Here is a 15,716-nt window from a genome sequence, read left to right as displayed (position 1 = left end):
TAAATGGAACTGTGGCTTCTACTGTTCTGAGGCACTCCCGCTTGTGGAATAATAACGTTAAGTAATCCCCGGATGAGTCACCTTCATCCGGTTTTATTTTTATCCAATATATACAAGGACCTTAACATTGGACCGGATTTATAAATAACATAATTACTTATGATATAATATAGTACACGATTACATAGAGCAATACTTGTCAGAAAGGTTTTGAAAGCTATGTCCGGTTATACTCCGATGATCCAACAATATTTAAAAATCAAGGCAGAGTACCAGGATGCCTTTTTATTTTTCCGTTTAGGCGACTTTTATGAAATGTTTTTTGAGGACGCGCTAAAGGCCTCCCAAGAGCTTGAAATTACTTTGACAAGTAGGGAGGGCGGCAGTGAAGAACGGATCCCAATGTGCGGCGTGCCCTATCATTCGGCCCCCAATTATATAGATATTTTGATAGAAAAAGGCTTCAAAGTGGCTATTTGTGAACAAACGGAGGACCCAAAGCAAGCAAAGGGAGTCGTCAGGCGAGAAGTGGTCCAGCTAATTACTCCGGGTACAAAAATGGACGGGAAGGGCCTGGACGAGAAAGAAAACAACTTCATTGCATCGGTGACTGATTTTGCGGATGGAACTTACGGGTTTGCCTACAATGATTTATCAACTGGAGAAACCAAGGTTACCATCGTTGAAGGCAGCTTCGAAAATATTCTTAACGAGCTTTCTATTTTAGGAGCAAAAGAGGTAGTAATAAGCAGCGGGTTTGAGCCCCAATGGCAGCATAAAATGAAGGAAAGAGGAGTCACTGCCCTCTCCTATGAAGAAGCTACCGATGACAACGGGAATTTTGAATCCTTGTTTAAATTTTTACCTGAAGGAAAGCCGCAGATTGCAGTTTCAAGATTGCTAAACTATCTATACAGGACACAAAAACGCAGCCTTGACCACTTACAACCTGTTTTGCCATATGAGACAAACTCCTATATGAAAATTGATTATTTTTCGAAGCGAAATTTGGAGCTGACAGAAACCATACGCTCCAAAGGCAGAAAGGGATCGCTGCTATGGCTGCTCGATGAAACGAAAACGGCTATGGGCGGAAGACTGTTAAAGCAATGGATTGAAAGGCCCTTGATCAACAGGAAAGAGATTGAAAAGAGACAATCTCTTGTAGAAATCTTAAAAAACCACTATTTTGAACGCCAGGATCTTCGGGAACGGTTAAAAGAAGTATACGATTTAGAAAGGCTAGCAGGCCGGGTCGCGTTTGGGAATGTAAATGCCAGGGATTTGATCCAGTTGAAAAAGTCACTTCAGCAAATCCCCGCCATTCAGGAAATTACGGCTTCAATGGGAAATGATGAGATTTCTTTTCTAACAAATAAACTCGATCCTTGCGAGGAAGTAACCGATTTATTGGAAATGTCACTAGTGGATAATCCGCCTCTTTCTATTAAAGAAGGAAACATCATCCAGGACGGCTTCCATGCTGAATTGGATAGGTATCGGGATGCAAGCAGGAACGGAAAAACTTGGATTGCACAGCTTGAACGGCAAGAGCGGGAGAAAACGGGAATTAAATCGCTCAAAATAGGCTATAACCGTGTGTTTGGTTATTATATTGAAGTAACAAGGGCAAATATTCATCTTCTTGAAGAGGGCCGATATGAGCGGAAACAGACATTGACAAACGCTGAACGATTCATCACTCCAGAATTGAAGGAAAAGGAATCTTTAATTCTTCAGGCTGAGGAAAAAAGCATTGGCCTTGAATATGATTTGTTCCTTGAGATCCGGGAACAGGTGAAATCGTTTATACCGAGGCTTCAAGCTCTTGCAAAAACAATAAGCGAGCTTGATGTGCTTCAGTGTTTTGCAACTGTCAGTGAGGAAAGGCATTATGTGAAACCAATGTTTTCCAATGAACGGAAAATCGTCTTGAAGGATGGCCGCCACCCTGTCGTGGAAAAGGTGCTTCAAACACAAGAATATGTTCCGAATGACTGTTATATGGACGCTGACAGAGAAATCCTCCTAATTACCGGCCCGAATATGTCAGGGAAAAGCACCTATATGCGCCAGATTGCACTTACCGCGATCCTTGCCCAAATAGGCTGTTTCGTCTCGGCAGCTGAAGCAGTGCTGCCAATATTCGATAAAGTGTTTACACGAATAGGGGCTGCGGATGATTTAATTTCCGGCCAAAGTACATTTATGGTCGAGATGCTTGAGGCAAAAAATGCAATTGTCAACGCCACCGAAGACAGCTTAATATTATTTGATGAAATTGGGCGGGGGACATCAACCTATGATGGCATGGCGCTCGCTCAGGCAATCATTGAATATATCCATGAAAAAATCGGCGCCAAAACCCTTTTTTCTACCCATTACCATGAATTAACGGTGTTAGCGGACGAGCTTCTACGCCTTAGGAATATCCATGTAAGTGCCGTGGAGCATAACGGGAATGTTGTGTTTCTTCATAAAATCAAAGAAGGTGCAGCGGATAAAAGCTATGGAATCCATGTTGCCCAGCTTGCGGAGTTACCGGAATCATTGATAAACAGGGCAAATGAAATTTTATTTCAGCTTGAACAAAACGATAGCTTCGATCAGAAGATAGTATCGAATGGGCAAACGGGAAAGGAACAGGTTGGAAAAATTGCCAAACCATCTGTTCAGGCAACAGAGACGGCTGCTTCGGTAGAAGAGGCCCAGCTTTCCTTATTTACCGATGTGACTGTCCCAGTGAAAAAAGTGCCATCACAAAAAGAAAAGAAGGTCCTTGATGAGCTAAAAACATTGGAAATTCTTGAAATGACACCACTCGATGCACTGAATGTATTATATAAGCTGCAAAAGAAATTGAAGTAAAAGCGAGGGAAATACAATGGGAAAAATTGTTCAGCTAGATGAGGCATTGTCCAATAAAATAGCTGCGGGAGAAGTGGTAGAGCGTCCCGCTTCGGTTGTAAAAGAACTCGTTGAAAATGCCATCGACGCAGGCAGTTCCATTGTGGAAATAGAGTTAGAAGAAGCTGGGCTTGCTCAGATCAGAATTATAGATAACGGGGATGGGATCTTGCCAGATGATGTGGAAACTGCATTCAAGCGCCACGCTACAAGCAAGATTAAAGATGAGAACGATTTGTTCAGGATTCGCACCCTCGGCTTTCGTGGTGAGGCCCTGCCCAGTATTGCTTCCGTTTCCCGGTTTGAATTAAATAGCAGTACAGGTGAGGGCGCCGGTACCCGCATTACGCTGGAAGGCGGAGTAGTAAAGGAGCTTCAAGCATCTTCCAGCCGAAAAGGCACAGATATTACTGTTTCAGATTTATTTTATAATACACCGGCCCGGCTGAAATATATGAAAACGATCCATACGGAGCTTGGGAATATCACGGATGTTGTGAACAGGATGGCACTTGCCCATCCTGAAGTTTCGTTTCGTCTTTCCCACAATGGGAGAAAACTGGTGCATACAAATGGAAGCGGAGATGTCCGCCAAGTACTGGCCGCCATCTATGGACTCAATATTGCAAAGAAAATGATTCCTGTTGATGCTAAGTCACTCGATTTTACGGTGAAAGGCTATCTCGCACTACCTGAGATCACAAGAGCTTCCAGGAACTATATTTCAACCATGATTAACGGCCGCTTTATAAAAAACTATCCGCTGGCCAATTCCATTCTGGAAGGGTATCATACTCTGTTGCCAATCGGTCGGTATCCCATTGCGTTGCTTTCCGTTGAGATGGATCCCATTTTGGTTGATGTAAATGTCCATCCTTCCAAGATGGAGGTGCGTTTAAGTAAGGAGACGGAGCTAACCCAGCTTGTTTCCGGGGCCATCAAAACAGCATTCAGAAAAATGGAGCTAATTCCAAGTGGAGCCGGGACAATAAAAAAAGACCAAGTCAAGACCGAGCAGCCTTCATTTGAGCTGGATCATATATCTGAATCAGACCAGCCTTCATTTGAACTGCACCATTTATCAGACAGCACGGAACCGGGAAGTGAATATACAGAAAAAGAAACTCCATACTTCTCTAAAACTGTTGTTCGTGAGCCCGAATTTAAACAAACTATGCCTCCAAAGGAGTTTAAACAGGAACCCTCAATGTATGAGCCTGAAACTAGGGCAACGAACAAGATCCATCCTTATCCTGAAGCGGAACCTGAAACAGGGTCCGGTTTTGACTTCAGTCCGTTCGATACCTTGGAAGAAAGGCCGAAAGAACCGAAAGCTTCCAGGGTGCCATCTATGTATCCAATCGGCCAAATGCACGGCACATATATCTTTGCCCAAAATGAAAATGGGCTGTATATCATTGATCAGCATGCCGCCCAAGAACGGATTAAATATGAATTCTACTCTGAAAAGGTGGGACAGGTGGCTGAAGAGGTACAGGAAATGCTTGTACCGATCACACTTGAATATTCGACAGATGAATGCATCCGGATTAATGAATATAACGACGAACTTGCCAGAGTGGGTGTTTTCCTTGAGGAGTTTGGGTACAATTCGTATATCGTACGGTCCCATCCGCAGTGGTTTCCTCCAGGAATCGAACAGCAAATCATTGAAGAAATGATTGAGCAGCTACTCTCGATGAAAAAAGTGGATATCAAAAGGTTAAGGGAAGAGGCAGCAATCCTTATGAGCTGCAAGGCATCCATCAAAGCGAACCGACATTTGCGTAACGATGAAATTCAAGCACTGTTAGATAAACTGCGCCAGACAACGGATCCTTTCACCTGTCCACACGGCAGGCCAATCATCATCTCCTATTCAACTTATGAAATGGAGAAGATGTTCAAGCGGGTGATGTAAAATAACAGCCTAAAAACATTGATACTACAGTGTTTTTAGGCTGTTTTTAAGTATAAATTGACCATATTTAATGTTACTAGAAAGATGTTCCCTGCTAAGTGTCTTTTCATATGCAATTACTAGTACATAGCTCGAATGATTTATCATATTTTTCCAGAAATTTATTATTTGAGTTAAATAAGTTATTGTACTTGGTGCGGGTTGGTGACACATTGAAGTGGAAACCTTAACATATCTACCTATTTACGGTATATTATTTGAAACAAACCCCACTATTCCTCTTAGGAATGCGGACCAAGGTGGGTCATTTGTTTTTTGAAAGGGGGAGTGGAAAGTGAATTTGTTGTGCAGAAACCACCTAAATAACTTGCTGCCTTTTGTGAAGAATTGAACTATTTCCAAAATATTGGAACAGGAATTAAATGTAGGGGTTTCTAAAACATTTTGAATAAATGGAGGTTTTTAATCAGCCAAAGTATTAATATAAGAGAATATACCTGAATATTGGCATCACAATAAAGCATTCAGTTTGTGATAAAAGGAGTTTGTCATGGAAGTTAAATGGTTTTCAGCAAAGAGGAAGCTGATATTGAATTCACTCCTTCTTTTATTAATTCCTCTTTCCATTATTACGCTTTTTGCGAACGGAAAGGTCCGGGAAACGACTGAACAGGAGTATCTGAATTCCAGTCTGAGGGAAATCGAAAAAGTGGATAATGCGATCTCGCTGTACTTTACGGGAATAGAGGAAGATTTGAATACGCTGGCGACGGACCCGCGAGTGCTGAAAGCGGACAGCAGCATAACTACATATAAAGATATTAAAAGGAATGGTGGATTCCTCCAGATGACCCCAAGCAAAAATGGGGCAGTGGAAAAGGAAATCTATGAGGTATTTTCCCACTTTGGAAAAAACCATCCGGATGCAATGTATGTGTATATGGGCACTGAGGAAGGCCGATATATCCAGTACCCTGAAGGACCCACGTTGCCTGGATATGATCCTAGAAAACGGCCCTGGTATGTAAGGGCCCTTGAGGACCCAGGCGAAGTATTGATGACAGGTGCTTATGTTTCATCGGGAATCACCCATAAAATAGTCAGCAATGTCGTGACGATTCAACGAAATGGCAAAAGAATCGGGGTCATAGGGCTGGATGTCAGTCTGGACGGGCTGACGAGCCTGATTCATGATGTAAAAATAGGCGGAAGCGGGTATGTCATTCTAACGCAAAGCAATGGTACAATTCTTGCACATCCTAAAAAGCCTGAATTGAATTTTGAATCAATCTCTGAATTAAAAATTCCCAAGTTGGAAGCGATCAGGCAGGGAGGCACCTTTGAGGCAAAAGTAGACGGCCAAGAATCCATTTTACATGTTATTACTTCGGAAAATCGTAACTGGAAATACATAACTGTCATTGGAAAAAAAGATTTGGCGGCATCTGCGGATCAAAGTAGCCGGAATATTTTGATCACAGGATCTCTTGTCGTTATTATCGCGATCGTCATTTCCGTATTTATCAGCATCCGTTTTACGAATAATTTCAGCAAATTGGCAAAAGAAATGAGGAAGCTGGAAAAATTGAAGACAGTAAGTGAAATAGCAGCGAGCATCTCCCATGAAGTGCGCAACCCTCTGACTGTAATCAAAGGGTTTCTCCAGCTGTTAAAGGAGCGTGATCATACTGAGGAAGATAAGTTGTTGTATCTCAAAATTTCGTTGGATGAACTGGAGCGTGCCGAACATATTATTACCGATTATTTAACCTTCGCGAAGCCGTCGCTCGAGAATGTAACGTTATTGGATTTGGCTGAAGAATTGGATCATGTCTTAACGGTTGTAATTCCGTATGCAAATATGAATAACGTATATATTGAAGTGTCCGGGGAGGAAAGTTTGTATATATCCGGAGAGGCCGAAAAGCTTCATCAGTGCTTGATTAATGTAATTAAGAATGGAATTGAAGCGATGCCTGAAGGGGGACAACTCAGTGTCTCTTTAAAGAAAGCGGGCTCCAATGCATGTCTAAGTATCACTGACAGTGGAACAGGGATGAGTGAGGAGCAGCTGGAGAGGCTGGGAACGCCTTTTTACACAACAAAAGACAAAGGCACAGGACTTGGCACCATGGTCGTCTATAGCATTGTTAAAGCCATGGGCGGAGAGATTAAGGTAAAAAGTGACGAGAATAAGGGTACGAGTTTTAACATTGTCCTTCCAATCTCGCAAAATAGTCAACATAGGGATGAACGGTAAAAGAAAAAGGAATAATGGGAATGAATGTGGCATTAGCGCATGCTTTTTCATTCGATACTTACGTGGCGGTAACCAAAGCGACCACAAATGCTACCCCAGAATGCCTTTTCAATGTATTGAATGATTGTCTGGTTTTGCTATATTTATGCACGAACCACTTTATAATAAAATATTTTTAGTTACCAAAACAGTGCAATGAAACAGTTTTTTGTGAACGGTTTTCTTTCTCGTGCTTTTGAAAGGAGTAAAGTTTTGAAACTAAAATTGGATCGGAAAAAGATCATGGAAATGTGCGGTGCTGTCTCCTTCAAAAGAGGTGAGGCTTTTTATCGTGCCGATAAAGTCGTATTTAAAAAATTTTCGTCAATTGGATGTTCCGCAACCGTTACAGGTATCGAAGATTTCCATGTAGACATAAATATTGAGTCAAGTGGAAATATTCAGGCATTATGCAGTTGTCCTTCCCTTGTATCATTTCAGCAGGAATGCCAGCATGTAGCAGCTGTACTTCTGGCGTATACTGAACATAACCGTTCAGGAAACACCTCTATCGCTGAATCTGAGCCTATCTCACATTCGCTAAACTCCCCGCTGACAGAAAACTTGTTCAGTTTATTTAGCGAGCAAATTAGACGCTCAAGTGATCATCAACTCCATTTTGAATCAAGGCAGGTTTGTGAAGTCGAATTCTTGTGTAAGCCTGTGTTAGTAGGTAGTGGATTACAGCTTATGGGTATAGAAATCAAAATCGGGCAGCTACTAGTTCAAAATATTCGGCATTTTTTGGAGCAGGTTCATAAAGGCGGCTCTCATACACTATCTAGTTCCTTTACATTTGACCCGCAGCTACATTGTTTTCATGAATTGAACCATGCATTAATTCAGGAGCTAATTCGAGTCATTTATGATGAAAAAACCTTTATTGAGAATCTGCCGTCACAATATGACTATGAAAACAGAGAAACAAGTTTACTCATCCCTCCATCTTCATGGGAGAGAGTCAGACCCATGCTTTGTAAGGCGCCGATCGTAAAGCTTATAGTTGAAGGCGTCGTATACAAGCGATTACAGCTGACAGAAGAGCTCCTTCCATTGACATTCGAGCTTGCGGAGTCGGTGGGTCAGGGGTGGAAATTGTTGGTGAATGGTTTGGATCGGCTGAAGGTTCTGAATACATATAGTGCGGTTATGTTTGATGGGAAAATAGTGCAGTTGAGTGGTGAGGATTGTAGCCGTCTTTTAAATCTACAGCAGATGCTGGAGGATTCAGGTGCAAATCAAATTTCTATTCACCAGGATCAGTTAGGACTGTTTTTGGAAAAAGTGGTCCCAGGTTTAAAAAAGGTAGGCACTGTTACTATATCGGGAGTTATATCAGGAATATTTGGAAAAACCCCTTTAGACGCGAAGTTATATCTAGACCGCGTGAATAACCGGCTCCTTGCTGGTCTTGAATTTCATTATGAGCATATTGTGATTAACCCTGTAGAGAATCTTGAACCGAAGGCCGGCTCTGTTCTTATAAGAGATGTGGAAAAGGAGGGAGCTATTCTTAAGCTCATGGAGGATAGTTCGTTTACCAAAACAGACGCGGGCTATTTTTTGCAGAATGAGGAATTAGAATACGAGTTTTTAAATCATATTGTCCCTAAGCTTCAAAAGCTTGTTCACATATACGCTACGACAGCAGTGCGAAACAGGCTGTTTAAGGGAAACTCGCACCCAAGGATAAAAGTAGGCTTTAAAAAGGAAAGAACCAATTGGCTGGAATTTACATTTGAAATGGATGGCATTCATGAAAAACATATCCGTCATATTCTTATAGCTCTTGAGGAAAAGCGCAAGTATTATCGCTTGCGGGATGGATCACTATTATCATTAGAGACACGGGAATTCGAAGAAGTTCACCGCTTTCTGAATGCCCTTCCGGCAAAAAGTCAAAAGGGTACATCCATCCGTGTCCCACTCGTTGAAGGGATGCAAATGCTGGATTTTATAGGAAGCAGTAAGGCATTTATTTCAGAAAAATCCTTCCAAACGTTTTTGGAGCAACTCGCACATCCGGGGAGCCTGGATTTTATGGTGCCCGATTGTCTAAATTCTATTTTGCGTGACTATCAAAGGGAAGGATTTTACTGGATGAAAACTCTTGCATACTATGGATTTGGCGGTATACTTGCGGATGACATGGGGCTGGGGAAAACACTCCAAAGCATCACGTACATAACATCCGTGCTTTTAGACATACGTGGTGGAAAACTCCCGGTCCTTATTGTCTGTCCATCATCCTTGACGTATAACTGGCTCAGTGAGTTTACGAAATTTGCTCCGGATGTCCAAGTTGTCGTAATGGATGGAACTAAAAGTGAGAGAATGAAACTTCAGGGGGAATTAGCGGATATAGACGTTGTGATTACCTCTTATCCACTTTTACGCAGGGATATTAAATGGTTTGAAAAACAAGCCTTCCATACCGTGTTTTTTGATGAAGCCCAAGCATTTAAGAATCCTTTTACCCAAACCGCCAGAACGGTAAAACAGTTATCTGCTAATCACCGATTTGCTCTAACTGGCACACCGGTAGAAAATTCTCTCGAAGAGCTGTGGTCTATTTTTCATGTTGTTTTCCCTGAATTACTTAAAGGACTAAGGGATTACAGCAATTTAAACGGGAAAACGATTGCCCGCAGAATTAGGCCCTTTTTGCTTCGTAGGATGAAAGAAGATGTTCTGGAAGAACTTCCTGAAAAAGTCGAGCTATTGGAGACAACGGAACTGCTTCCAGATCAAAAGAAGCTGTACGCTGCTTATTTGGCTAAACTCCGGCATGATACTTTTAAGCATTTAGAAAAGGATACCCTAAGGAAAAACCGGATAAAAATACTCGCGGGGTTGACCCGGCTGCGTCAAATTTGCTGCCATCCAGCCCTGTTTGTGGACGGTTATAAAGGAAGCTCAGCAAAGTTTGAGCAGCTGATGCAGATTCTTGAAGAATCAAAGCTTTCAGGCAGAAGAGTGTTAATTTTTTCCCAGTTCACTAAGATGCTTGAGTTAATCGGAAAAGAGCTGGTTGGAAGGGGGCACTCCTATTTCTACCTTGACGGCTTGACTCCATCAGAACAGCGAGTAGAAATATGTGATCGGTTTAATTCCGGAGAGCGTGATTTATTTCTCATTTCGTTAAAAGCGGGGGGGACAGGCCTAAATCTAACGGGTGCTGATACTGTTATTTTGTATGACATATGGTGGAATCCTGCCGTAGACCAGCAGGCAGCAGACCGGGCTTATCGCATGGGACAGAAAAAAACTGTAGAAGTCATCAAGCTTGTGACAAGAGGCACTATCGAAGAAAAAATGGATGCCTTACAGGAAAAGAAAAGGAAATTGGTTCAGGAGATTATGGGTTCAAAAGATAAAAGTTCAGCTTCTATGATTACAGAAGAGGATATTCGAGAGATTTTAATGATTTAGATTGATAAGATATCATTTTAGTATGAAGTTTTTAAAGCATTGATTTTTACCTTAGAATTTCACCAAACTGGAACAGTGTGAAAAAATCTGTTTATTCCATAATCATTTTAAAAATATATCCTGGAGTTAAAGCTGACATGACTAACATAGATAAACAATTAAGAAATGTAATATCTGAGGATAGAATATACAATAGTAAATTAGTTGCTCATTTAGATTGGAATGAAGGAAACAAACATTTACTGATTGCTACCTCATTTATAGAAAAAAGATATATTCTTCTGGACCAGGATCATAAAGATCTAAATTTGTTCAGTAAAAATTTGTTCTTTACCGAAGTTATAAAAGATGCAAGAAATAATAAGCCACTTGAAGGAATATCTAATTATATAGAGGAAAAAGACTGGTTAGGAAAGTTTGCATTTCTTTTAGAAACTTCACAATTTAATACGAAAAGTGCCAGAGAATTAATTGAGGGGAACTATGCTCAATTAATTTACATAGAAAATAAGGCTTCTGAAAGTATAGAATTCCTCGACATGGATATATGTGTGGGATTTGATAATGAAAATAATAAATGGTGCTTCTGTTGGGTGAAACATGACCATCCTTTCTACATGGAGCAGGGAATCCTTTGCCCAAGGAAAAATTGTGTAACAGAAAACATGGGCATCATATGGTGCACTAAAAAACAAGTTGATTATATTATTCATCATATCACTTTAATTACTAGAAAGTTTAAGAAACACAGTAGCTACTTTAAATCCTACCCTACTCCGAGAGACTTTTTAGACGATTTCCTAGGGACTATGAACGACATATCTAACCAAACCAAGAAGATAGCTGAATTAGATGATTGGAGTAGTAAAGCTTTATCAGAATATAGTGTGAAATAAATTGGTTGTGTCATTCTCAATAAGGTTATAAAGAAAGGAGTGAATAAATTTTGCTCCTTTCAACGAATAGATTAAAGAATTACATTCTTTATATCAATTAGAATGGTGGACGAATAACCGTTAATTGAATAATATTCAGTCAATGGTAAAGAAGATTTGGGGGAACTGCATTTCATGAAAAAGATAAGAAATAGTTAATGAACGATTAACCCTGTTATTTCATGAGTTTATTTCCAATTAAAAGAAAAATATCCGATTATTTACATATAAAGGTGAATGTATAATATATTTAATATACTAAAGTTGACGATCACGTGAATAACCTCTTAGGATTTTGATCTCGTTTTTATAAAAGAAGACTTTAGTTAGACGGGAGGTTGCAAATGAGGATTCTTGGATTCGATACCAGTTTGGCAAGCAACGAATGGAAGCATTATTACTCCACAGAAACAGACAATATAAAGCTGCATTATGTTAGGAAAGGGAAAGGCGAGCCTGTAATTTTGTTGCATGGGTGGCCGGGGTTCTGGTTTGACTGGAGGTATGTGATACCAGGGCTAGCTGAACATTGTCACGTCATCGCTCCGGATTTCCGCGGTTTTGGTGATTCGGACAAACCTGACATCCTCCCGTCTGAGGGCTATACACCTGAGCATTTAGCCAGGGACATTATAAACCTTATGGCTGAATTACACATACAAAAAGCGATTTTTGTGGCCCATGATATTGGGGCAACAGTGGCCCAAACGATTGCGTATAGTTATCCTGAGTATGTAAAGGGAATGGTCCTTTTAAATCCGCCTTATCCCGGCATTGGCAGCAGGAGGTTTGAACCTTCAATCCAAAAGGAGTTTTGGTACCAGCATCTTCACAATTTACCACTAGCTGAAACCTTAATAGGCAGCTCAACTGACAACATCAAACATTATATTTTACACTTTTATGATCACTGGACAGGGCCAGGGTCAAAAGCAACTATAGGCGATTTAAACGACATTCTTAACGTTTATACAAGAGAAGGACATTTTAATAAAAGTATTTTATATTATAAGGCCAGGGCTGCCGCTAAAACTGTCCAAGCTGTCAATCAATCCTCCAAACCCCCAATCTACCAAACAACGAAGGTTTTATGGGGGGAGAAGGATCCGGTAATACCTGTTTCCTGGTCTGATAAATTAAGGGAACATTTTTTCGATGTTTCGCTAAAAACATTGCCGGAAATAGGCCATTTTGTACCGTTTGAGGCTCCCGACACGGTTATAGAAACGGTTTTGGAATTTCTATAAATGCCATCTTAATTCGGGGAGAATTCCGTGTATTAGCTTAATGGGATTCATTGTCTTACGTAAGTTATTAACTCCGGCTGGGGAACAATGATTGAACCCTAGAGTTAGACAAGTATTTTTCCAGTCTGCTTAGGCATGAGTCGAGTATTGAACCCGGCTCATGCCCTTTTTCATTTTGTCTTTCTTTTGGTTTATTGTGTTGTTATTTTTTAGCTAAAAACTCGGTTTCCTGCCCTTTTTCGGTTGCATTCAAATGAACTATATCAATAAATCTCTTTAAAGCACTTGTTAAAAATAAATCCTTTCTATGGATAAATACCGTGGAGACTTTTCCGAAGTCATTAGGCAGGGAGTAACAGTTTAGCGAATTTCTGGATTGCAGATCCTTTACTACAGACCTCGGGAGGAGAGAAATCCCAAACCCTGACATTACACAACCTAATATTGCCTCAAGGCTGCCAAACTCCATGACTTTAACCGGCAAAAGACCCTCGAGCCTTAACCAAGCCTCCAGGCGTGAGCGGTACGAGCACCCTTGACGGAAAACTAAAATTGGTTTTCTCATTAATTCGTTAATATGGTTGAATTCGCCCTTTTGGTCATCCGTCACCAAAACAAGTTCTTCTTCTAAAATGGTCTGCTGGAGTAAATCCGGATGATCAATTGGGCCGGCAACAAACGCTCCATCAAGATCATATTGAAGGACTGCTTGAACTAGATATTCACTGGGGCCTGTTGTTAATGACAGGTTAACTTCAGGAAATTGCTTATGATAGCCAGCAAGTATGGGAGGCAATCTAACAGCGGCTGTTGTTTCCATAGAACCGATTGATAGGGTTCCTTTCGGAATAGGCGAATCCTGAACAGCCTTTTTTGTTTCTTCAAGCAAGTGAAGAATTCGATGTGCGTATTCAATAAGAGTCTTTCCGGCTTGAGATGGAGTAACGCCTTTAGAGTGCCGGTAAAATAACTGGCTATCAAGGTCTGCCTCTAGCTGCTTAATTTTTGCAGTCACATTGGACTGGACAAAATTAAGCTCTTTTGCAGCTTTGCTAATGTTTCCTTCTTTTGCAACTGTTAGAAATACATTAAGGCTCGTAGTATCCATCAGGGCTCTCCTTTCGCTTCGAGGGAATGCTATCAATAAAAATGATGGTTTTTATCTTTTTTATTCGTTTTAAATGATACTAATTTTAATTTACAATATTAGTATCAATTGGAAAAGGGGGCAGTGGATGAAAAGAAAAATTTCTATCCTCCTGGCAGGCGGGTTCTGTGCTTTGATAGTGGCAATGGGAATAGGCCGATTTGCTTATACGCCGATTTTGCCGCTTATGAAATTGTCAGGAGGTTTAACAGAGGTTAAAGCGGGATATCTTGCATCCGCTAATTATCTGGGTTACCTTATAGGAGCTGGAATGGCAGGCTTTGTAACAGGCAAGAGAAAGCTAAGAATCTGGCTGCTTTGGAGCCTGTTTGCTTGCATACTTTCAATGGCAGGCATGGGTATTGCAGACCATTATGAAAGCTGGCTTCTTCTCAGATTCATAGCAGGCGTGGCAAGCGGCTTGATATTTGTTTTATCGTCTAGCATTGTTCTGGATGCACTTGCCTCTAACGGCAAAACCATACTGTCAGGAATTTTTTATAGCGGTGTAGGAACCGGAATTTTCTTTACAGGAATCATCGTTCCTGTGGCACAAGCTTTTGTGAACTGGCAGGGGATATGGCTCATCCTTTCAATTCTTTCTTTAGTCTTAAGCGTTGTCGTGTACATCGCTGTCAGTGAAGATGAATCTAGGGATACATTGTCTCCCTCTATGCGAACTAAAACAGGAGCAACGATTCCTCCTATTCTGATTCCGCTAATCATTGCTTATGGCTTAGAAGGGTTAGGTTATATTATCAGCGGAACATTTCTAGTTGATATGGTAAAGGGTACCGAGGGCTTGGATAACATCTCTTCCTTTACCTGGGTTATTGTCGGCCTTGCTGCTATTCCATCTACTTATCTTTGGATGGCGCTGGCAAAAAGATTAGATTACATCAAAGCTCTCTGTATAGCATTCATTGTGCAGGCATTAGGTGTGGTTTTACCGGTAATGGTCCAACTTCCGTTCTTCGTGCTGCTTGGAGCATTTCTTTTTGGAGCTACATTCATGGGAATCACGACAATGGCCACTTCCTATGCAAGAAGTATGCTGCCTTCTGGAAGCAACCGGGTAATTGGTGTCTTAACTGTTGTATATGGATTGGGGCAGATCATTGCTCCGGCAGGTGCCGGGTATTTGTTTCATGAAACCGGTTCCTATCACGCGGCTTTTGTTCTGGCTTCCGGCACACTTTTACTGGCTGTGTTATTGTTAGGAGCAGGAAGTCTTTATAATAAAAAGAAAGAAAGGAAGTTGAATTATGCCGTACGTAAATATTAAAATTACCAATGAAGGAGCAACGGCTGAACAGAAGCAGGAACTAATTGCGGGAGTAACAAACCTCCTTAAGGATGTATTGGGCAAGAACCCTGCTACGACTGTAGTGGTCATTGAGGAGGTACCAACAGATAATTGGGGCATTGCAGGGGAAAACGTTACATCAAGAAGGAAAAAAGGGATATAAATTGAATTGTTATAGAATTGTAATTTAGTGGTATTATTAGTTTCAATTACGATGACTTTGTGTGATCAATCACAGAAATCACAAGTCATGAAAGGTTTGGATTGAAATTCTCGATAGAAGGGGTTCGCCAATGGTAAGAATCCGAATCCCTATTTCATTGTTTTATTTGCTGCCGTAATAATCATTTTTTGTGCTATTTAATAGGAAAACCAAAACCAAAATCAATCCTTTCCAGCTTTTAAAACTGGACTATTCGTATAATGTTCACAATGCGGACAAACATATGTCATTTCTACTTCATGGTCGCATATCGTTTCTATAAAGAAAGCGCAAGGCTTTATGGGATCTGACCGTGTAGG

9 protein-coding genes are annotated in these 15,716 nt (G+C 40.9%); 8 read left to right on the top strand and 1 reads right to left on the bottom strand.

Annotated elements, in window-relative coordinates; all coding sequences use genetic code 11:
• Nucleotides 1–219 precede the first annotated feature (219 nt).
• From mutS to CUU64_RS07760, 6 genes are all read left to right on the top strand, one after another.
• Nucleotides 220–2,868 (top strand): DNA mismatch repair protein MutS, encoded by a 2,649-nt coding sequence (mutS, locus tag CUU64_RS07785; protein ID WP_101632998.1) that lies wholly within the window; start codon nucleotides 220–222, stop codon nucleotides 2,866–2,868.
• 16 nt (nucleotides 2,869–2,884) lie between these two features.
• Nucleotides 2,885–4,828 carry a DNA mismatch repair endonuclease MutL gene (gene mutL, locus CUU64_RS07780; RefSeq protein WP_101632997.1) on the top strand — a complete coding sequence of 648 codons (1,944 nt, stop codon included), beginning with the start codon at nucleotides 2,885–2,887 and terminating at the stop codon, nucleotides 4,826–4,828.
• 550 nt (nucleotides 4,829–5,378) lie between these two features.
• Nucleotides 5,379–7,088 (top strand): sensor histidine kinase, encoded by a 1,710-nt coding sequence (locus CUU64_RS07775; RefSeq protein ID WP_101632996.1) that lies wholly within the window; start codon nucleotides 5,379–5,381, stop codon nucleotides 7,086–7,088.
• Between the two features lie 252 nt (nucleotides 7,089–7,340).
• Nucleotides 7,341–10,559: a DEAD/DEAH box helicase gene (locus tag CUU64_RS07770; protein ID WP_101632995.1), complete on the top strand. Its 3,219-nt coding sequence runs from the start codon at nucleotides 7,341–7,343 to the stop codon at nucleotides 10,557–10,559.
• A gap of 137 nt (nucleotides 10,560–10,696) precedes the next feature.
• Entirely contained in the window at nucleotides 10,697–11,455 is a 759-nt protein-coding gene (locus tag CUU64_RS07765; RefSeq protein WP_101632994.1) for a hypothetical protein, read from the top strand.
• 383 nt (nucleotides 11,456–11,838) lie between these two features.
• Complete coding sequence (locus tag CUU64_RS07760) at nucleotides 11,839–12,741, top strand: alpha/beta fold hydrolase (protein ID WP_101632993.1); 903 nt, start codon at nucleotides 11,839–11,841, stop codon at nucleotides 12,739–12,741.
• Between the two features lie 202 nt (nucleotides 12,742–12,943).
• On the opposite strand, the gene CUU64_RS07755 is transcribed toward CUU64_RS07760, so the two are convergent.
• Nucleotides 12,944–13,849 carry a LysR family transcriptional regulator gene (locus tag CUU64_RS07755; RefSeq protein WP_101632992.1) on the bottom strand — a complete coding sequence of 302 codons (906 nt, stop codon included), beginning with the start codon at nucleotides 13,847–13,849 and terminating at the stop codon, nucleotides 12,944–12,946.
• 127 nt (nucleotides 13,850–13,976) lie between these two features.
• On the opposite strand from CUU64_RS07755, the gene CUU64_RS07750 reads away from it, so the two are divergent.
• Nucleotides 13,977–15,173, top strand: coding sequence for a YbfB/YjiJ family MFS transporter (locus CUU64_RS07750; protein WP_180954514.1), 1,197 nt, complete (start codon nucleotides 13,977–13,979; stop codon nucleotides 15,171–15,173).
• A complete protein-coding gene (locus tag CUU64_RS07745; protein WP_101632990.1) occupies nucleotides 15,154–15,357 on the top strand; it encodes a 2-hydroxymuconate tautomerase family protein in 204 nt (67 codons plus the stop codon). Before CUU64_RS07750 ends, CUU64_RS07745 begins: the two co-directional genes overlap by 20 nt.
• Nucleotides 15,358–15,716 lie beyond the last annotated feature (359 nt).

It is taken from the genome of Bacillus sp. V5-8f, assembly GCF_002863565.1.
Classification (GTDB): domain Bacteria; phylum Bacillota; class Bacilli; order Bacillales; family DSM-1321; genus Peribacillus.
The sequence above is the reverse complement of the archived record's forward strand: the minus strand, read 5'-3'. Positions and strand labels throughout refer to the sequence as shown.

What these genes read in the sequence shown, in the direction of transcription:
- CUU64_RS07755 (WP_101632992.1), bottom strand. Translation starts at nt 13,849, where the DNA reads ATGGATACTACGAGCCTTAATGTATTTCTAACAGTTGCAAAAGAAGGA.
- CUU64_RS07745 (WP_101632990.1), top strand. Translation starts at nt 15,154, where the DNA reads ATGCCGTACGTAAATATTAAAATTACCAATGAAGGAGCAACGGCTGAA.
- CUU64_RS07750 (WP_180954514.1), top strand. Translation starts at nt 13,977, where the DNA reads ATGAAAAGAAAAATTTCTATCCTCCTGGCAGGCGGGTTCTGTGCTTTG.
- CUU64_RS07760 (WP_101632993.1), top strand. Translation starts at nt 11,839, where the DNA reads ATGAGGATTCTTGGATTCGATACCAGTTTGGCAAGCAACGAATGGAAG.
- CUU64_RS07765 (WP_101632994.1), top strand. Translation starts at nt 10,697, where the DNA reads ATGACTAACATAGATAAACAATTAAGAAATGTAATATCTGAGGATAGA.
- CUU64_RS07775 (WP_101632996.1), top strand. Translation starts at nt 5,379, where the DNA reads ATGGAAGTTAAATGGTTTTCAGCAAAGAGGAAGCTGATATTGAATTCA.
- mutS (WP_101632998.1), top strand. Translation starts at nt 220, where the DNA reads ATGTCCGGTTATACTCCGATGATCCAACAATATTTAAAAATCAAGGCA.
- mutL (WP_101632997.1), top strand. Translation starts at nt 2,885, where the DNA reads ATGGGAAAAATTGTTCAGCTAGATGAGGCATTGTCCAATAAAATAGCT.